The sequence below is a fragment of the Desulfosarcina ovata subsp. ovata genome (genome assembly GCF_009689005.1).
Classification (GTDB): Bacteria; Desulfobacterota; Desulfobacteria; order Desulfobacterales; family Desulfosarcinaceae; genus Desulfosarcina; species Desulfosarcina ovata.
Genome location: NZ_AP021879.1, coordinates 581,846 through 601,761 on the forward strand (window position 1 = coordinate 581,846; position 19,916 = coordinate 601,761).

Annotated in this window: 13 protein-coding genes; 4 read left to right on the forward strand and 9 right to left on the reverse strand. The window is 57.5% G+C overall.

Annotated features, from left to right (window positions below; genetic code table 11):
* The first annotated feature begins 219 nt into the window (after positions 1-219).
* Positions 220-636, forward strand: a complete 417-nt coding sequence (locus tag GN112_RS02645) for a hypothetical protein (RefSeq protein ID WP_155308810.1) — start codon at positions 220-222, stop codon at positions 634-636.
* 58 nt (positions 637-694) lie between these two features.
* Positions 695-1,387: a uracil-DNA glycosylase family protein gene (locus GN112_RS02650; protein ID WP_231716913.1), complete on the forward strand. Its 693-nt coding sequence runs from the start codon at positions 695-697 to the stop codon at positions 1,385-1,387.
* A gap of 73 nt (positions 1,388-1,460) precedes the next feature.
* Here GN112_RS02650 and GN112_RS02655 read toward each other — a convergent pair whose 3' ends face one another.
* On the reverse strand, positions 1,461-1,670 hold the full coding sequence (locus tag GN112_RS02655; RefSeq protein ID WP_155308812.1) for an FmdB family zinc ribbon protein: 210 nt from the start codon (positions 1,668-1,670) through the stop codon (positions 1,461-1,463).
* A gap of 425 nt (positions 1,671-2,095) precedes the next feature.
* On the opposite strand from GN112_RS02655, the gene aroF reads away from it, so the two are divergent.
* The gene (aroF, locus tag GN112_RS02660) at positions 2,096-3,115 is read left to right on the forward strand and encodes a 3-deoxy-7-phosphoheptulonate synthase (protein ID WP_155308813.1); all 1,020 of its coding nucleotides are present in this window, start codon (positions 2,096-2,098) and stop codon (positions 3,113-3,115) included.
* A gap of 64 nt (positions 3,116-3,179) precedes the next feature.
* On the opposite strand, the gene typA is transcribed toward aroF, so the two are convergent.
* From typA to GN112_RS02700, 8 genes are all read right to left on the reverse strand, one after another.
* On the reverse strand, positions 3,180-5,006 hold the full coding sequence (gene typA, locus GN112_RS02665) for a translational GTPase TypA (protein ID WP_155308814.1): 1,827 nt from the start codon (positions 5,004-5,006) through the stop codon (positions 3,180-3,182).
* A gap of 188 nt (positions 5,007-5,194) precedes the next feature.
* Positions 5,195-5,851, reverse strand: coding sequence for a PilZ domain-containing protein (locus GN112_RS02670; RefSeq protein WP_155308815.1), 657 nt, complete (start codon positions 5,849-5,851; stop codon positions 5,195-5,197).
* 13 nt (positions 5,852-5,864) lie between these two features.
* Positions 5,865-7,235, reverse strand: a complete 1,371-nt coding sequence (locus tag GN112_RS02675; RefSeq protein WP_155308816.1) for an NAD-binding protein — start codon at positions 7,233-7,235, stop codon at positions 5,865-5,867.
* Between the two features lie 167 nt (positions 7,236-7,402).
* Positions 7,403-7,906: a PocR ligand-binding domain-containing protein gene (locus GN112_RS02680; RefSeq protein WP_155308817.1), complete on the reverse strand. Its 504-nt coding sequence runs from the start codon at positions 7,904-7,906 to the stop codon at positions 7,403-7,405.
* A 57-nt stretch (positions 7,907-7,963) separates the two neighbouring features.
* Positions 7,964-9,007 (reverse strand): NAD-dependent epimerase/dehydratase family protein, encoded by a 1,044-nt coding sequence (locus GN112_RS02685; RefSeq protein ID WP_155308818.1) that lies wholly within the window; start codon positions 9,005-9,007, stop codon positions 7,964-7,966.
* Complete coding sequence (locus GN112_RS02690) at positions 9,004-10,692, reverse strand: fatty acid CoA ligase family protein (protein ID WP_155308819.1); 1,689 nt, start codon at positions 10,690-10,692, stop codon at positions 9,004-9,006. Before GN112_RS02690 ends, GN112_RS02685 begins: the two co-directional genes overlap by 4 nt.
* 78 nt (positions 10,693-10,770) lie before the next feature.
* Positions 10,771-11,682: an alpha/beta fold hydrolase gene (locus GN112_RS02695; RefSeq protein WP_155308820.1), complete on the reverse strand. Its 912-nt coding sequence runs from the start codon at positions 11,680-11,682 to the stop codon at positions 10,771-10,773.
* A complete protein-coding gene (locus GN112_RS02700) occupies positions 11,679-18,749 on the reverse strand; it encodes a beta-ketoacyl synthase N-terminal-like domain-containing protein (RefSeq protein WP_155308821.1) in 7,071 nt (2,356 codons plus the stop codon). Before GN112_RS02700 ends, GN112_RS02695 begins: the two co-directional genes overlap by 4 nt.
* Positions 18,750-19,002: 253 nt before the next feature.
* Between GN112_RS02700 and GN112_RS02705 the strand changes: the two genes are divergently transcribed.
* Positions 19,003-19,908, forward strand: coding sequence for a universal stress protein (locus GN112_RS02705; RefSeq protein WP_155308822.1), 906 nt, complete (start codon positions 19,003-19,005; stop codon positions 19,906-19,908).
* The last annotated feature ends 8 nt before the right edge of the window (positions 19,909-19,916 follow it).

Here is a 19,916-nt window from a genome sequence, read left to right on the forward strand (position 1 = left end):
CTTGAGTAATGGAGATCATTATGATGCCTGAATGCCAGAATAGGCCACCATCCAGGGCAAAAGTCAATTAAAATGTCTTTGCTTCTCGCTCATGTATCGATTGTCTTTACAATTCATTTGCGGTAAAATTATTTCTATTTGATTTAATCACTAATAGTGGATACTTGGCATCTTGCCCCAATGGTACTGACACCTAATCGAAAAAGGAGTTCAAATTTGATGAAAAAGACGGTTTGGCTGCTGATGGCAATCGCTGGCGTTTTCCTGTTGGTATCCTGTGGCGGAAAATATGACGACGCCGAGGCGGTGCTGAGCGACTATGCAGATGCCATGGAGGCTTATGTGGCAGAGATGGAAAATGTTGGCAGTGCCGACGATGTGGCCAAAGCGATGACCGCATACACCGAAAAACTGACTGCGCTGACACCGCGATTACAGAACGTTTACGAAACCCTCCCTGAACTTAAATCGGGTAAGGATTTTCCTGAAGAGCTGGAAAGTGTTGCCAAGCGGATGGAAACCGTGGCCGGGAAATTGCAGTCAAGCATGATGAAAACCATGCAGTATATGATGGACCCCGCAGTTCAGCAAGCCATGACCGCCCAGGCCCAGGCCATGGCCAAAACGGGTCAGTAACGTGGCGGCTTCCCGGCATCTTCCCCGGGTCAAAAAAATCTCAGAGCTAACCGACCAATTGATCGGATCACTTCGTCACCTGCGGTTTTCCGCTCCGGTGACGCACATTTACAACCCGCTGGTCTATGCCCGCGACGGGTATGAGCGCTATCTCCGCCGCTTTGGCAGCACCACCAAAGCGGTGGTGCTGGTGGGCATGAATCCAGGCCCATTTGGTATGGCCCAGACAGGGGTGCCGTTTGGCGATGTCGAGATGGTTACCGGATGGATGGGCATTCATGCGTCGGTTGAACAGCCGCGGGCCCCCCATCCCAAACGACCCGTTTTGGGCTTTGCCTGTAGGCGCAGTGAGGTCAGCGGCCGGCGTCTATGGGGCTGGGCCAGGCAACGATTCGGGACAGCCGATAATTTTTTCAGCCGTTTTTTTGTGCTGAATTACTGCCCCTTGGTGTTCATGGAAGAGAGCGGACGGAATCGTACTCCGGACAAACTCCCGGCATCAGAAAAGAAGGGACTGTTCGCCATTTGTGATCACGCACTGCAGCAGGCCATTGAAATATATCGACCGCAATGGGTGATCGGTATTGGCGGCTTCGCAGAAAAGCGGGCAGTGGCGGCCCTAGTGGATATGGAGATTCGTATCGGCCGAATCAGCCACCCCAGCCCGGCAAATCCCCGGGCCAACAAGGGGTGGGCCAATTTGGTGGAAACGGAACTCTCAGCCATGGGGGTCGACTGGTTATCTGAATAGGTAAACCGTACCCATCATACCAGGCCCGGTCACCGTTTTTTCGTCCGGACCGGACGATGCAAAATCAGATGCCTCAACCACCGGCAGACGGTTTACAGGCCGGTGGGGCGAACCCCCCCGATCCGGTAGGGATTCCATTGGGCCGGACCGATCCGACCGACATCAGCTTCTGGACATCCGCGCACTGGCATACCGGGCAGACCGGCATTTCTTCGTCTGAAGAGAAAACCAATTGTTCAAATTGATGGCAGCAGGCTTTGCACTGGTACTCGAAAATGGGCATTATTCAGGCTCCTTAAAAATTTTTCCAAAACATAATCGTCGCCAGCCCCAAGTCAAGTGTTTCGATATGCATCAACACAAATAAGAAAGCAAGCGTGGGTTCATTTGCCACCCGTCTGTAGCATGCTAAAAAGCAGTTGACAATATCCGGGATGAGTATGATATGAACAACAGTTCATGCAAAACAGGAAATGATTGAAGACGGATTTACAGATGATGGTTTCAGCAAACGGGAAAATTCGGTTCTGGTGGTGGTGCTCCCTTAATGGGTGTGCCTGCTGGATCCCCTTTGCGTGAAACCAAACCGGTTTCAAAAACAAACAAACGGACCTTCGGGCAAGCGCCCCGCGGTCCGTTTTTATTTTCATAGGGCCGTAAAAAGTGCCACGCCATTTTAAGGTCCAACCCCCTTAAAGGAGGCAAACAATGCTGGTCGTCATGGATGTTTCCGCTACACCGCAGCAAATCGAACAGGTGGTCAAGGTCATTGAATCAAGAGGATGTACGGCGCGGCCCATTCCGGGCGGTGACCGGGTCTCCATTGGCGTATTGAACAACAGGGGACCTGTGGATGCGTCCATGTTCATCGGTCTGCCCGGCGTCAAGGATGCGGTGCCCATCACCAAACCCTACAAACTGGTCAGCCGTGAAACCAAGGCAGGCGACACATTGATTCAGGTGGGCGAGGTGACCATCGGAAATGGTCATTTAACCATCATCGCCGGACCGTGTGCCATCGAGAGCGAGACACAGGCCATCACGATCGCCGGATATGTGAAAAAGGCCGGCGCACACCTGTTCCGTGGCGGGGCCTTCAAACCGCGTACATCGCCGTACTCTTTTCAAGGGCTTGGTGAGGAGGGACTCAAGATTCTGGCCAAGGTTCGCGAACGGACCGGAATGCCGGTGGTCACGGAAGTGATGGATTTTCCGACCTTTGATCAGGTGGAGCATTATTCTGATGTGCTTCAGATCGGAACCCGCAACATGCAGAATTTCAGCCTGCTCAAACGGGCCGGCGAGTCCTACCGACCGATCCTGCTTAAACGGGGTATGGCCGCCACCATTGAGGAGTGGCTCATGGCCGCCGAATATATCATGGCCCAGGGTAACCATCAGGTGATCCTGTGCGAGCGCGGCGTGCGAACCTTTGTTCACCACAGCCGCAACACCCTGGACCTTTCCGCCGTGCCGGTGGTCAGGAAAGAGAGCCACCTGCCCATCATCGTCGACCCCAGTCATGCAGCCGGCCGGCGGGATCAGGTGCTGCCGTTGTCCCGGGCGGCGGTGGCGGCCAATGCCCATGGCCTCATGGTCGAGGTCCACCACCAGCCGGAAAAAGCGCTCAGTGACGGCGCCCAAAGCCTCTATCCGGACCAGTTCGATATCCTTTGCCGGCAGGTGACGGACATTTTTGCTGTTTCCGGCGGCCAGGAGCCGTTTTAGGCGGGTATCAACGTGCCCCGATGGATTCAATGATCCATGGCGGGGCACGTTGAGCGCTGCGGTCCTATTTTTTTGATCCCCGTTGCACGTAGCGAGCCTTGGCCCCCAAGGTTACTTTTCTCAAGCGGACCGATTTGGGGGTGACTTCCACGCGCTCATCGTCACGGATGAAATTGATGGCCTGTTCCAGAGTCATGGGACGAATCGGCGCCAGGATGACGTTTTCATCTTTTCCCGATGCACGCATATTGGTGAGCTTTTTCTCTTTTGTGGGATTGACGTTGATATCCGATTCGCGGTTGTGCTCGCCAATGATCATGCCTTCGTAAACCGGATCTCCGGGCTGGAGGAAAAGGCGGCCCCGCGGTTCAAGGTTGTACAGGGCATAGGGAACGGCATTGCCTGACCGGTCCGATACAATGGATCCGGTAAAGCGGCTGGGAAAATCCCCCCGGTAGGTTTCGTATCCCAGGAAATAGGAACTCATGATCCCGGTTCCCCGCGTGTCGGTCAGAAATTCGTCACGGTATCCGATCAATGCCCGCGAAGGAATCGAAAATTCGATGCGCACCCGTCCGGTACCGGTGTTGGAAAGGTTCATCATCTTGCCTTTGCGCACGGATAGTTTCTCCGTTACCACCCCCATGAACGCCTCATCACAATCCACGAAAAGCCGTTCGATGGGCTCCTTGACCACTCCGTCTTCTTTTTTTAGAATCACCTCGGGCCGTCCCACGCAGAATTCAAAATCTTCCCGGCGCATGGTCTCGATGAGGATGGCCAGCTGAAACTCACCGCGGCCTTTGACCAGTATGGAGTCCCGGTCACTAACCGTTTCCACCTGAATGGCCACATTGAGCAACGTCTCCTTTTTCAACCGTTCGCGGATTTTGGCGGATTGGACATAGCGACCCTCCCTGCCGGACAGCGGTCCGTCATTAATGGTAAAGAGCATGGAGACCGTCGGCGGATCCACGGTGATCCGAGGCAGTGAAAATGGGGCGTCATCGGTACAGATGGTATCCCCGATGGTCACTTCGTCAATCCCGGAGAGGATGGCGATTTCTCCGGCGGTTACCGTTTCGACGGGGGTAATGTCCATTCCTTCGTATACTTGCAGGCGGGTCACTTTCAGGGGGCGATGGCTGCCGTCGGCATCGATGCAGATCAGACGGTGTCTGGATTCGGCCTTCCCGCCGACCACCCGGCCGACGGCCAGGCGTCCCAGGTAATCGGAATAACCAAGATCGGAGACGAGCATTTGAAACGGTGCGTCGGTTTTGAACCGGGGTGGGGGGACCTCAGCGAGAATGGCGTCGAACAGAAGATGCAGATCATCGGCCAGCCGATCGGGGGCGGTGCCGGCCACCCCATCACGTCCAATGGCGTAATACAAAGGGAATTCCAGTTGGTCTTCGTCGGCGCCCAGATCGATAAGGAGGTCATACACCTGGTCCAGTACCGCCGCCGCACGGGCATCCTTGCGGTCGATCTTATTGATCACCACAATGATTTTCAATTTTGCCTGAAGCGCCTTTTGCAGCACGAAGCGGGTTTGCGGCAACGGTCCTTCGGATGCGTCCACCAGCAGGATGGCCCCATCCACCATGGAAAGGGCGCGCTCGACCTCACCGCCGAAATCGGCATGGCCCGGTGTATCCACAATGTTGATTTTAATCCCCTGGTAAACCACGGAACAGTTTTTGGCAGCAATGGTGATGCCCCGTTCACGCTCCAGGTCCATGCGATCCATGACGCGTTCATCCATCTGCTGGCCCTGTCGGAAAAGGCCACTTTGGCGGAACATGGCATCCACCAGAGTGGTTTTGCCGTGGTCGACGTGAGCAATAATGGCAATATTGCGAATCTTGTCGTTGGTAGAAAAAGACATGCGTGCTCGTTTCATGAGATTGGCAGCAAGCCGCCGGTTTTTGGTTAAATGGGCAATATATCCATTCGCGGACAGAATACAAGATATCGCCCGCATGATATTTTACCGGACCATGGGAAATCTTTCTGGCTGCGTTCGGATGGAAACAGATGATTGGATGGGAAGAAGGTGCTGTTGACCGGATCGGGTCAGGGTCGTTTCAAACGGCAAACACCCTTGGGCTGGTGGCTGGGAAGCCTGACGTCCAAATTGTCCTTCAGGGACGGACTCACAGCCGGTCGGGGCCCGTCATCTTTCTGAAAGGCGATCCGTTCGCGCTGCTCGGCCATCAGGAGCGGGGGGGCAATGGTGCAGTGAAGCCGCAGAACCGTTTTCCGATTGGTTTGCCGGGCCACAACACCGTTGATCGGCGTACTGCGGCCGCTGGCAAAAATAATTTCGCCCTGCACGGTCTGCCCCGGGGAATACACACCCACGTAGCCCAGGCTGACACCGGTTTCCGAAACATCCAGTACCGGGCAGGTGAACGCCGGTGCCGATTGAGGTCCCCCACTGTTCTCGATGAAGACCGGATGCGGTGGATGGTCAAACTGAATGCGATACTCGCTACGCTTTTCCTTTATGTGCGCTGCTTTGGTGCCGTTAACCGCTTCACCGGGCCGTCGCCACAGGGACCGGATCAACCGTGAAAGGGTGATCAGTGCAAGGATGACGCTGATCAGCATGATGGCTGCAAAATAATAGCGACCATGCACGGAGGTGGTAAGAAAAGATGATTCACGGGCGACCAGCACCGCTACGGCCACTGCCGAACTGAGTATCAGGGTGATCAGGTTTGTTTTCATTTTAAATTCTATTTTAATTGCCTTCATCAACTGGCGGTAAATTTTCCGAAATGGTTTGAACCACTGTGTTGATTACTTCTTGAGCATCTGCACTTTTAACCACCACAGCATCGGCACCGGCAGAAAGCGCTCGCTGACGGGTTGCTGCATTATCGTCTGCAGTAAACAGGATCAGCCGCGTCCTGTTCAGTTCAGGCGTTTGACGCACTTTCTCACAGATTTCTATTCCGGAAAAAACCGGCAACATAAAATCGATCACGGCGGCAGCAGGCCGCAGACGAAGGATCAACTTAAGGCCGGCAGTACCGTTGGCCGCGGTGTGGGGAACAAAGCCGGCCTTTTGGAACAGACGTGTGTAGAGTTTGACGATAACCGGATTGTCATCGACGATTACCACATTGCGGATTGGCGCAGGTTCCTTCGACGGCTTGTTGCCCGGCTCTTGGTCCGCTTGTATCACCAGCAGCACATCGCCATCCTTTAAGACCTCGTTTTCCCCGGGTAAAAGGCAGTCTCGATTCCCTCGACGCAACCCGAGAACGGCCCCTCCCAGTTGGTGAGCCGCGTGGGAAATGGATGTATCGATAAGTGGGTTGTCAGTTCCCAGGGAGATCCAGCGGGGGGTATGGACAACGTCAGCGAAAGCGCACACATCGTCGTGTTGACCGGTGGCCAGGAGCATTTCATGGGCAATCTGAGTGCCGGCTGTGGTAAACGGCGAGATCACCTTGTCGGCACCGGCTTTAAGGAGTTTGTTTTCCACATTGGGATCGTTGGCTCTGGCGATAATGCGCAGGGTGGGGTTCAGTTCCCGGGCCGTCAGCACCAGAAAAACGTTTTCCGGATCAGAGCCCAATAACGCCAGCAGTCCGCGGGCCTCCTTAATACCGGCGTCCAACAATATTTGTTCCCGGGTAGCATCCCCTTCAAGATACAATTGACCATCAACGCCCACTTCCGCTCCCGGCGCCTGATCCACAATTACAAAATCGGACCTTGCGGCAACAAACTGAGAAGCCGCTGCGTGGCCAACCCGGCCAAAACCGCAAATGATCTGATGCCCTTTGAGGCTCTGAATCCGTCGATGCATTTTTCGTTTCTCCGCCCGGCCGCTCCACGTATTTTCCAGTAGTGATTCTCCAAGAGCCCGGCCGGCAAATGCAAGGCCAATAATGCTTGAAAATATCAATGCAATGGAAAATCCCTGCCCCTTGGGTGAAAGCGGTATGATTTCACCATATCCGACCGTTGAAATGGTGATCACGGACATGTAGAGTCCCTGGAAGAACGTGTATCTTTCCAGTTGCATATAGCCAAACGTGCCACCCAAAACGATGCTGATCAGGATTATGGTAGCGGCGATGATTTTTTTTCTGGAACTCATTTGACGGCCCGCTTCTGGCAATTTTCCTGTTTTGATCACTATCGGCAGAACCGCGAAATCTCTTGAGGCAAGGGGAGGTAGTGGCGTCACCAGCCGGCAATTGCCCGTGGCGCCACCGTTGGGGGTATAATGATTATGATCGGCTACCGTCCGCCAATTATGGTCGACTATGTTTCGGCAACGATGGCCTCGATTTTTTCCCAAATGAACTGGGCCACTTCTTCGGCCGAATTGGTTTCGATCACCGCCAGGTCTTCGCAGAGTTCGGAAACGGTTTCCTCATCGATTTCGGTGATTCTATTGATCAGGAAATTATCCACCTCACCGCCGGCGGGAAGCAGGCCGCAGGCCCCGATGGCACCAATGAACTGCCCGTCCACAGAAATTGGCACCACGATTTTCATTAGCCCGGCATCGCATTCCTCGATAACCGGCCTGCCCTCTTCCCTGGCCTGATTGGCCAGATTCATGTGTGCCACGGCACAAATAAACGCCTGACCCTTGTCCGTGGCTTTGATTGCCGGGCAGAGGCGGTTGACCCACACCTTATTGTCGGTAATGCGGATTCCGTCGGTATTGAAAACATTGGATTCCAGGCCCGAACGGGCGTGGATCTCATTTTCCAGTTCAACCCATTTTTCCAGGGGCAGCAAATCGGTCAGTTGCACCATTTGACTCCTTGTTTGATTTTGTCGGACATGCTTCGCGTCCGCTGTAGCAACATTTTTTCATTGGGCAGGAAAAGCGCTTTCCGCCAGCCACGCTTTCAGGCGCTGCATGCCGGTGTCAATGGAGATGTCGGCCGAGTAGCCCAAATCCCGTTTGGCCGCGGATATATCAAACCAGTGGGCGGTGGCCAGTTCACGGGCCACGAAGCGGGTCATGGGTGGTTCATTTTTGATGCCGAAAAAACGATACCCCCACTCTAAGAGCGTTGCCATGACGTAGGCCATTTTGGATGAAACCCTGCGCTTGACCGCAGGTTTACCGCCCGCCACCAGAATGCGGTTAATCATATCCCACAACCGGATGGGGGCGTCATCACTGATAAAATAGACCTGACCGGACAGCGCCGGATTGTTTTCCAGCGCCTCCATGGCCAGAACGTGGGCCTTTGCTGCGTTGTCAATGTAAATGGTATCCACCCGGTTACGACCATCACCCACCTGACGCAGACGGTCGGCCCGGGCGGTGATTCGCGGAACCAGGTGGTTGTCCCCCGGCCCCCAGATAAGATGGGGGCGCAGGGTGATGGTCCGAAGATTTTCATCGGCGGCCGCCCGCACCGCCCGCTCGGCCTTGGCTTTGGTCCACGGATACGGCGCGTGGTATCGGGGCGGGTAGGGGACCGACTCATCCACTCCCTGCATGTCGCCGCCGTCAAACACCACGCTGGGGCTGCTGGTGTAGATCAGCATGGGCACCCGGCAGGAACTGCAGCCGGTAATCACATGGCGGGTACCGGTTACATTGATACGAAAATATTCCTTAGCAGCGCCCCAGACACCAGCCTTGGCGGCCACATGAAAAACAGCGTCCTGACCGCGAACCGCATCTTTTACCGCACCGGCATTGCCGATATCGCCGCGCAGCTGTTTCACTCCAAGGGTATCCAGATGGGGATAGCGCTGGCGAGAAAAGCTGGTTACCCGGTGTCCTTTGGCGACCAGTAGGCGCACAATGGCACTGCCCAAAAAGCCACCGCCGCCGGTAACCAGGATGTTTTTGCCGGGATGGTTTCCGGCAGACGTGTTGGTTTGCGGGGATCTCATTGGGAAGACTCCATTTTCAACTGTTTTGCCGCCCAGACGGCAAGTTTTTCCCTGAAAATTTTCGAGTTGTGACGGATGTCCACCGGAAACGCACGGTGAAAAAGGATAGTATCGATATCCTCGGTAATGGGACTGGTCCGGGCCAGTTCCAAGAGCTCAGTTTTCAATCCCGCTTTATCCTTGCCGCGATCACCGGATTCCAGTTCAATACAAATCACGGCATGCTTGTGTCCCTTGGGGCCGACGCCGACCAGGGCACTGCGGAACACCCGGGGATGATTGTTGAAAATGGCTTCGCAGGGAATCGTGAAAAGGGTGCCTTTTTCGGTCGTCACCCGGTGGCTTTTGCGTCCGCAAAACCAGATGCGGCCCTTTTTGTCCATCCAGCCCAGATCGCCCATGCGGTGCCAGACGGTGTCGCCGTCATGGATTTTGGCCAGGCGGTCATCCCTGGGGCGTTCGTAATAGCCGCGCGTGACCTGCTCACCACGAACGACGATTTCCCCGGTTTCTCCCTCCGGCATGACCAGATCATCGGTCCAGATCGCGATCGGTCCATCGCTGATCTGGATAATGCGCACATCCACACCGGTGATGGGGCGACCCACACACATGCCGAACCCCTGTTCGCTGAGTTTACGGGTTTTATTCAGGATCTCATCACTGCCAAAGGCGCTGACCGGCATGGCTTCGGTGGCGCCATAGCCGGTATGGATCCGGGCGTCTTCCACGAGCAGGCCGGAGAATTGTTCGATATTGGCCGGCGTGGCCGGTGCACCGGCGGTGATGATCCGTTTCAGGGGCGGCAGCTTGATACCTTTATCCGTACCGTAAAGGCCTACCCGATTGAGCAGTGCCGGTGAGGCAAACATGTTGGTCACACCGTGATTGACGATGGCCTCGATAATTTTTTCAGGGTTGACCCGGGCCGGTTTGGTGGGATCCATATCTGGTATAATGGCGGTCATGCCCAACGCCGGGTCGAACAGGGCGAAAAGGGGAAAGGTGGGCAGATCGATCTCGCCAGGGCCGATGCCGAACTGATCACGGATATTGCGGACTTGGGCATCGAAAACACCGTGGGTGTAAAAGACGCCTTTGGCCGGACCGGTGCTCCCGGTGGTAAACAGAATGGCGGCGATCTCATCTGCCGTTGTCTGGGCCATGGGGTAGGGATCCCACTGTTTTTTGCGCACCTGACGGAGGGTGGGGCCACTCCAGAACCAGCGGGGACCCACGGTGACGGCGGTCGTTATGGTAGTAAAATATTTCGGTGCCAATGTGCGCAGCAGATGCGCCCGGGGGATGCCGATCAATGCCTGGGCCCGGCTCTCCTTAAGGCAGCCCAGCATCCGCATTACCCCCATGCCCGGATCGACCACCACCGGAACGGCGCCGACTTTAAACAGGGCGAAAACCAGGGCGAAAAAATCAAGGCTGGGTTTGACCATCAAAATGGTGCGCACCCCGCGACTGATGCCGATACCGTCCAGTCCCTGGGCCATGCAGTCCGATTCGATGTCCAGCTGGCGAAAAGTGAGGTGGGTATAGGCGATCCGTCCCTGGCGGTCCTTGGCATACGGATAGACGACCGCGCGTTGATAAGGCTGGCTGCGGGCCATCTTGCGCAGATAGGTGGCCACGTTGACAACGCGGCGATCGGTATTTTCCGTTGCTGAATACATAGTTAATTAAATGGGTTGTGTTTATAAAATTAATAAAATGGTTTAAAATTATGGTTACGCGTTGCCTTTTCCTATGGATCACACGGGGTGCCGCACCAGAAAATCCTTGATCAGCGAAGCGATCCGTTCGGGCACATCTTCCAGCAGATAGTGACCGGCGTCATCGAAAAGATGGTTTTCGGCATCGGGAAACCGCCGGCACCAGGCCTGGTAGTAATCCAGATCAAAAACAAAATCGTGGCGTCCCCACAAAATCAGCATGGGCCTCTGACGCAGACCGGACAATTGCCGCTGGGTCCGGTCAACGATGTCAAACCCGGGATCGCCCGGCAGCAGGGGGATGTCCTGCACAAAGCGAAGCGTGGCCAGCCGGTTCTGCGGGCTGTTGTAAGGCGCCAGCAGCCCCCGTTTGACATCAGCGGACAGCCTTTTGTGGGGCGCCATATACAGCGCCCCGCGGGCGAACAGGTTGCCATACAGTACGGCCGGTGTCGACAGGTGTTTCAAATTGCGGATAAGCCAGAGACGTAGCGGGATGCCTTTGCTGCCCGGCGGGAAAAAAGCGGCTGTGTTGGTGACAATCAAACGGGCTACCCGCTGGGGATGGGCCACGGCCCAGGCCATGCCAATCATGCCGCCCCAGTCGTGGACCATCAGGGTCACCCGGTCCAGCCCCAGGTGATCCATCAGGGCGCCAAAATCCGCCACACGGCTTTCCAGAGAAAAATTGTACTGCCGATCATCGGGCTTGTCAGACAGGCCGCATCCCATGTGATCCGGGGCAATGGTTCGATGGGTTCCCGACAGGGCCTGGATGATGTGTCGAAAATAGAAAGACCAGGTGGGGTTGCCGTGCACCATGACCACCGGGTCGCCTTGCCCCTGGTCCACATAGTGATAACGCAGGCCGCCGCGATCGATAAAACGGGACTGAAACGGATAAAGATCCTGATAATCACGCGGATCGACCGGTTTTCCAGAGATGTTCATGACGTTGTTGCCCCAGTCGCCGGAACCAGCGCCAAATCGAAGTTTTCCATTTTGTAAATGGCCAGGCCGTCTACCCAGAGCAGACCATCGGCGCGAATCACCGGTGCGGGGCCGTCCTTGATTTGGGTGACGCTGGCTTCGACCACAACGGTTTTGTTTTTGGGGATAATCTGGCCGCGATAGCTCCAGCTGTGGCGACTGCCGTCCAGCAGACGAAATCGATGGCTGTTGGTCAATTCCGGCCATCGTCGGATAGCAAATGTTTTCAGGAGCTGAAGGAACGATTCCAGCCCAAGCGATCCGGGGCAGACCGGATCCTGGTAAAAGTGGGCCTTAAAAAACCATTCGTCCGGGTCGACCCGTTTGCTGCCGCGAATATACCCCAGGCCCGCATGGCCGCCATCGGGCAGATAGCAATCAATCCGGTCGATCATCAACAGCGCCTTGCCCGGCAGCGCCAGGTGGTCGATGTGCGGCGGCATACCCTCGGCGTCCGCCGGTGTCAGGGGAAAGTCAACCGGCAGCCGTTCGGTCTCCTGATCATGGCCGGCAAAAGGGGACAGTGTTTTGACCAATGGATCGGCCATTCCCAGGCCCTTTTGCTGGGTCAGGGCCGGGGCCGAAAAAAAGCCGAAATAGGTGTCGCCAGTATACACGGGCTGCCCCCCGCCCAGCACTTCAAAATCGAAATTCTCGATGATCATCTCGGCCGCTTCACTCACTTTGGTCATGCGGCAACGCATGGTCAGGGTGCCGCTGTCAGGGGTGACCTGGCGGTGCCAGACGGCGCTTCCGCCCAGGTTGCGGAATTTCAGGTCCTGCTGACTGTGCAGGGCCGAGCCGGCATAGGCGGCCAGCCAGCCGCAGGGCTGCAGGGCGATTTCCAGCAGCACGCAAAAAGGCATCACGCCGCTGCGGTCGGCAGCAAAGTACCACGCGGCCGTCGGGATGTCATACTCGGCCGTCACCCAGCCGTCCGCCTTGAGTTCCCAGGCAGGCGGCTCCACCCGAACCACGCGATCCATGAAACAGTACGGCGGGCCGGGCAGGCGGGCAATGGTGCGCTGGCTGTCGAACACGCGGTAAGGCTCACCAAAGGCCTCGGATGGCTTGCCCACGGCAAAGGAGAGGATGGACGCGCGGTCGTAAAGCGGCGTGTGCGTTTTTTGCTCAAGCGCACCCCGTTGCCGCCAGGCGTCCTCGATCTCCTGGCCGGTCACCCCGGTCATTTTCATGGACATATCTTTGAAAAAGACGATCGGACGACCATCGGCAAACATGTGAGCATCGGCAATCACATACGGTTCCGGTCCATAGCCGATCTCGCTGATCTGGATTTCATAGTGCACGTGGGCCGTTTTCGGCGTTACCGGTCCGCGGCATTTCAGCTGCGCCGCGTTGCCGACGACCGGTTCGTAGCACACACCCGGCTTGTCCGTGATCCAGCCCATGCGTTGGAGAAATACCCGCAGGGCATGGGCACAGCATTCGTACATGAGCGTTCCCGGCATGACCATGTCATCCACAAAGTGGCAGGTCAGGAACCAGTCGTCCGGATGGACGTCGGCCTCGGCCCGGATCAGTCCCAGACCGTAGCGCCCGCCGGCGGGATCCAGATCGATAATGCGGTGGATCAGGCGCATGCGGCCGTCGGGCAGCCACAGGGATTGCGCCAGTTGGACGCCGGCAAAGCGCTCGCCGAAACAGCCGGCCAGATCACCGCGCCGCAACGCCTCCACCTGGGCGTCGGTAAAGGATTCACGCTCCATGGGCACGGGGGATTGCCAGCCCGGCGGACATTTTCCCGCTGTCGGTTGTCGTTCCCGCTCGGTGAGGATGATGCCGCCGGAATTTTCCACCTCGGCCTCGGTAAAAAAACCGGCACAGCCATCCCGCATGGTGATCAGATGGTCGTTTCCGATATAGCCTTCGAAACGGAAAAAAAACATCCACGTTTCGCCCTGGCGCACGAAACGGTCAATGGCGATCTCGTAGCGAATCGTATCTCCGGGCCGGGGCAGCCCCCGGTGAAAGGTGATCACCGCATCCAGCAGGCGGTAAGCGCGCTGGCCTTTGACCTGGTGGTCGATGCCCAGATAGGCGCCCAAGAAAAGATCGGCCTGCCCGGCCTCGACGCTGATGCATACCGGTGCACGCTCACCGTCCAGATACCAGGCACCGGGCCGCACATCGTGCTCGGTCACCACCCGGCCAGCACCCATGGAGAGCATCTCGCCCTCCACGCTGAGGATGCGGTCGACCAGCATCAGCGGCTCGTCGGGCAAACGCACCCGGACCCGGTGAGTATCCACAACGTCAAAGGCCGGCCCCAGCATACGGCCCACGCTGCCGATGGCAAACTCCATGCACATGTCGCGATCGAAGGCCACCACGGATTGATCCGGCGTGGCTGGCCTGTCGCCCTTTGCCTCAACCGGTACCCGGGGGCTCGCTGGCGATGGGTCGACGGTGTTATCGTTCTGCACACGAGCACCCATCCCTAACAATCGATTCTGCAGATCAAAGGCGTCGGCAAAACTTTGCGTCAACTGCTCTGACAACTGCAGAAACTGTTCGTGGGCAGCGGCCGTGGAGGCCATGGTTTGCTGGGCGGTATCCATCAATGCGGTCCAGGGGTTGCCTGATTGTTCGGGAGAAGGGGCTTCTGCCGACGCCGGTGGTGGCGGTGCCGGATTCTGAACAGGGGTAACCTCGGATGCTTCCGCGGATTCAGGCGACGCGGCAGGCATCATTTTCCTTTTTGGCGGTTTTGTCGGGGCCGGCAGTCTGGGGTTGAGCATCTGACCGCCGACGTTTACCGTTACCGTGGATTTTTTTACCGGTGTCATCTGATCCTCCCCGGATTCAACGATGCCTTCATAAAGGGGGTTCAGGTCCAGGGGGATACGTTCCACCACCAGTCGGCCCAGACAGCGAAGCAGGGCCGCGATTTCGCTTTCACCGCTGTGGTTGGCGGCCACCGCCAGATGATCCTGGCCATCCAGGATACGGTCGATCATGCGCGTACACGAGGCCCGGGGTCCGGCTTCAACAAAAATACGAATTCCATCCCCATAGGCCCGCTTAATCGTACGCGTGAAGTCAAAACCGTCAACGGCTTGTTTTTCTATTGAATCAGCAATTTTGTCAGCCGTTACCGCATAGGGTGCGGCCCAGCTGCAACTGTAAACCGACAGGCCGGAACGGGGTGTGGTGGGGAAATGATGCAGGTCCCGATACTCCCTGGCCACGGGAAGGGCCGCATCGCAATGAACGGTCACCACGCCATCCAGAAAAATCGCCTGGCAGCCCAGGGCCCCGATGGCCGTTTCAATCGCCGGACGAAGACCTCCGATCACGCATTCGTCAGGCGAGTTGACGATCAAGAGGCGCACGTTGGCCATGGCGTCGATTGTGGCACGGACCTGGTCAGCCGGGCGGTTGACCACGGCCACCTGCCAGTCCACCGGGGTCTCGTCGGGTATCTTCCAGGCCTGGCGCAGGGCGCGGCAGGGGCCGGCCAGTTGGGTGGAAAAAAGATCGGTGGCCTGCATGCGGGCCAGCATATCCCCACGATCGGCCCACACATCATGGGCGAACAGGGCCGCGGATTCTCCCAGGCTGTAGCCGATAAGGGCGTCGGTGGGCACGGCAAATCGTTTGAGGATGCGGGTCATCAGACCACCGTAAACCACCTGGGCAAAGATCATGTTCAGGATATCGGCCTTGAGCCTAAGATTTGCTTCCTGCTGCCAGCCTGCGGACCAGTCTTGACCCCATGGCATCAGGTGCCAGGGACGCATCTGGGTTTTCAAGCGCTTTGTATCGCGATCCATTCCATCCAGGATGTCGGGGAAGCGCAGGGCTAGGTCGCGGCCCATTTCCAGGTAATGGTTGCCCGATCCCGGATAGATCATGGCGATGGGGGTCTGCTTTCCCATGGGCTGGCTGCGGTAAAAGACCCTTTTTGAGCGTGGATCGGATGCTCCGTTGTCAACGGCCTGGCGGGCCTGGGCAATGATTTCGGGACCGTTGCCGTCAGGACCGATGATCAGCGCAATGGCCAGTTTGTGGTCGCTGTCCGGTGGGTGGGTGTCCAGCCAGCGGGCAGCGGCAATTTCAAGGCGCCCCTGGCTGGCGGTTTCAAGATGCGTGTTCAGATCGGAAAGACCGGCGATCAGTTTGTTCGGCGCATCTCCGGTGACCACAAACAACCCCGGCAGTGCGTTGCCCATGGGTATGGGATGGCTGCGATGCATTTCCGGAAGGATGCTTTCCTCTTCCTGCAGAAGCACATGGCTGCAAGTGCCGTCCACGGTCATGGTGCAGCTGATCGCAGTCCGCGGTCCCTGATCCCGGTTCCGATACCAGGGCTGGCAATGCCGGGGAATATGAAACGGGATCGCCGGGTCGATTGAATCCGGCAGGCGGGTAAATCCGGGCAAAGGCGGCAGGGTGCGGCGGTACAGGCAAAGGGCGGTCTTGGCCAGGGCCAGGAGGCCGTCGGCCGCACCAGTATGCCCGCAGACCGGTTTTGTGGCGCCAAGGGCGATGGCGTTTTCAGGCCCGGCGGCGACGTGGCCGTTAAAAAAACGGCTCAGGGCGTTGAGCTCGATCTGGTCCTGATCGGGAAGGCCGGCGCCGTGGGCCTCCACATAGGAGAGCTGCTCGGGCCGAACCGGACTGTTGGCGAAACAGTGTTCAAGGCTACGGGAGTAAACCTTCCCGTCAACCCGGCCGGTGGCCGGATTATTTCCAGCGGCGCTGCCAATGCCACGGATGACCGCGTAGATGCGGTCTTTTTGGGCACGGGCCAGGGAGAGCGGTTTGAGCACCAGGGCCACACCGCCGTCGCCGGGCAGGGTGCCGTCGGCATCCGCATCAAAAGGTCGGATACGATTGCTGCGCGAGAGCGGCAGCACAGAATCCATGCGCACCACACTGCGTCCTTCGGCAAACAGATCCACAGCCCCCACCAGCATGGCATCGGCTTCCCCCTGCTGCAGCCGGTCGACAGCCACCCGGAGGGCCTTGATGCCCGAGGCGGTATCGGCGGAAACCACAAAACTGGGACCACCGAAGCGGAATTCGCGGGCCATGCGGCTGGCCACGATACCACCCAGAGCGCCCATCACGCGCGGTGCGGTCAGGGGCGGGCCGCACCCGTCACGCAGCGCGGAGAGATACGAATCCATATCTTGATCGTCGATCGCGATCCCAAATTGGGTACGCCAGCGCTGCAGGGCCGAGAAAAGCTGCCAGCGCAGGTGGAAATTGGTGGATTCGAAATCAAAGTTGATTCCAACCACCACCCCCATGCGCGTTCGCGATTCGCGTAAGGGGAGGCCGGCATCGCCCAACGCGGCCGCCCCGGTTTTCAGGGCCAGAAGTTGCTGGGGCAGGATGGCATCGATCTCGTTGGGGGGAATCTGGAACTCGCCGATGCCGACATCAACCTGCCCAAGATACGCCCCATGGGGATCGAAGTCGTTCAATGCGGCGGCATAGACCGCATCGGCCCCTTTCCAGCGTCCGGCGGGTCGCTGGCCGATGGCGCTGAGGCCATTGAAAATGGCTGCTTCGAATGCGCTTACCCTGTCCAGCGAACCGGCATGCACCCCCATTCCCACGATGGCCACCGGCTCAAGTGGTTTTGGCGCCATCCGGGCATGCTCCACGCTGGATTGATCCCTGACCTGATCCTGCGGTTGACGGTTTTCCGGCCATTCCTCGAAAAGAATATGGGCATTGATACCGCCGAAACCAAAGGCACTCACCGCAGCCCGGCGTGGAATTCCGTTCTTCGGTGTTTCCCAGGCGGCTGCTTCGCTCTGCACCCGGAACGGACTGCCGGCCAGCGGGCTGTCCGGCGGGGCCGCTTCGAAATGGATCGAGGGCGGCAGCATGCGATGCCTGATGGCCAGAAGGATTTTGATCATCCCGGCAGCGCCGGCAGCGGTAAGCAGATGCCCGATCATCGATTTGACCGAACCGATGGCGCAGGTGCCGGCAGTTGCCGACTGCCCCTTCCACAGGGCCATCAGGCTTTCTATCTCAGTGGTGTCGCCGGCGCGGGTGCCGGTGCCGTGGCATTCGATCAGGTTCACGTCCGATGGTTGCCATCCGGCGGCAGCATAGGCCGCCTGCATGGCACGGAGCTGGCCCTGGCGTTCGGGTGCCAGCAGGTTGCCACGCATGTCATTGGACAGGCCAATGCCGTGGATCACCCCTAAAATGGTGTCACCATGGGTCAGTGCGTCGGTCAGGCGCTTCAACACCAAAATACCGACTCCCTCGCCGACCACCAATCCGTCCGCCCGGTGATCAAAGGGGGCACAGCGGCCCGATGCGGACAGGGCCTGGAGCTGACTGAAGCCGGTCTGGGTATAGAGGCATTCGGGACGGGAGACCCCACCGGTGACGACCATGTCCGTGCGTCCGGCAACCAGTGCATCACAGGCCAGCTTGACGGCGTAAATGGACGACGCACAGGCCGCATCGAGGGTGAAGCTGTCACCGCCGAACCCCATTTCAGCAGCCAGTAGAGCCGCCGGCAGGCCGTCCACGCGACTGGCCAGCGTTTCGGCACGGGAGAAATGGAACGGTTTGGCTGTGGTCTGAGGAAACAGCCGCCGCTCAATGGCCCTGCCCAGCAATTGCCGGGAGTAAGCGGACGCTCCATCCGTGGGCAGGGCGATGGCGGCCAGAATTGTATCGACCCGGCTGAAATCAACCTTGCCGGTCTGGCATCCGCCTACCGCCCGCTTTCCGGCCGTCAGGGTCAGCTGATGAACCGGATCCAGATGTCGCGTCAGATCCGGATCAAGAGAAAACCCATCGGGCTCGAAATGAAAATCATCAATCAGGCAGGCGTGGCGGGAGTAGGGACGATCCGGGGTGGTTGTTGATCTGAGGCGATCTTCAACCGGAGCGATCCAGCGTGACGGTGGGGCCGGACGAGACTGGTCGACACCACCGATGATGTTCTGCCAAAATATGTCCAGGTTCAGGGCGCCCGGAAAAATTCCGTCCATCCCGACCACGGCAATCAAGGACGTGCGATCCATATACAAAGCAACTTAAGGCGTTTCCCAAAGGCGGTTATATGACCTTGGGGGTTGTTGGTAAACGATCACTGGCCAAAAACATAATTACATACCCGCTTCCCGGACTTAACGCAATAACGAATACCAATTTTTACAGCGGGATATGCGATCGAATGGTATCGTTCACCGACCGGACCGGCTCCACTGGATTTACTTTGACAGCCACACCGGCTGGCGATATTCTCAATATGATACCTGAAAAAGGAGGGTAAGCATGAAAATTCATTTCAAACGCATTCTTTGTGCCACCGATCTTTCCGATTTTTCGAATCTGGCGGTGGCCCAGGCCATTGAAATGGCCAAGGAATTTGGTGCGCGGCTTTATATCTGTCACGTCATCGATCTGCCCATGGTCAGTATGCATGGTGCCGCCTTTGTCTATCCGGACAATCAGATCGAAGAGATGAAAACCGGCGCCATGGAGCAAATTAAAAGACTGGTGGGCGATAACGACTTGTCATGGGAGGCGATTGTCGAAACCGGCCCGGTATCCACGACCCTCTGCCGGCTGGCCGCAGACAGGCATGCCGATCTGGCCATTGTTTCCACCCACGGACGAACCGGAATCAAGCGGTTGTTCCTGGGGTCGGTCACCGAACGGTTGCTGCGCACCGTCGCCTGTCCGTTGTTGGTGGTCACGCCACCGGAAAAAGCCAGCGGTGGAGAGCAGCCATTCAAAGGATTTGGCTTTAAACAGATCCTGGTGGGCTGTGATTTTTCCAATGATTCGCAAAATGCGGTGGATTATGGATTCAGCCTGGCCCAAGAGTTCGAAGCAGCCATCCACTTGGTGCATGTGGTGGAACCGTTTGTCTATCGGGATACCATGCTGCCGGACAACACGGAAATTGAAACGCTGGATGCAGTCAGTGCGGGATCCCAGAAGCGTCTGGAAACACTGGTTCCCGAGGATGCTCACAACTGGTGCGAGGTCCATATTGCCAGTGAATCGGGAAAACCGTTCATGGCATTGAAGGCCTATGCCGACACCCATCAGATTGACCTGATCGTCCTTGGTGTGCGGGGCCACAGCCTGGTCGAGACCATGCTCCTGGGCTCCACGACCGACCGGGTCATCCGCGGTGTGGCCTGTCCGGTCCTGTCCGTTTGCCCCTTATAGATTTCCCT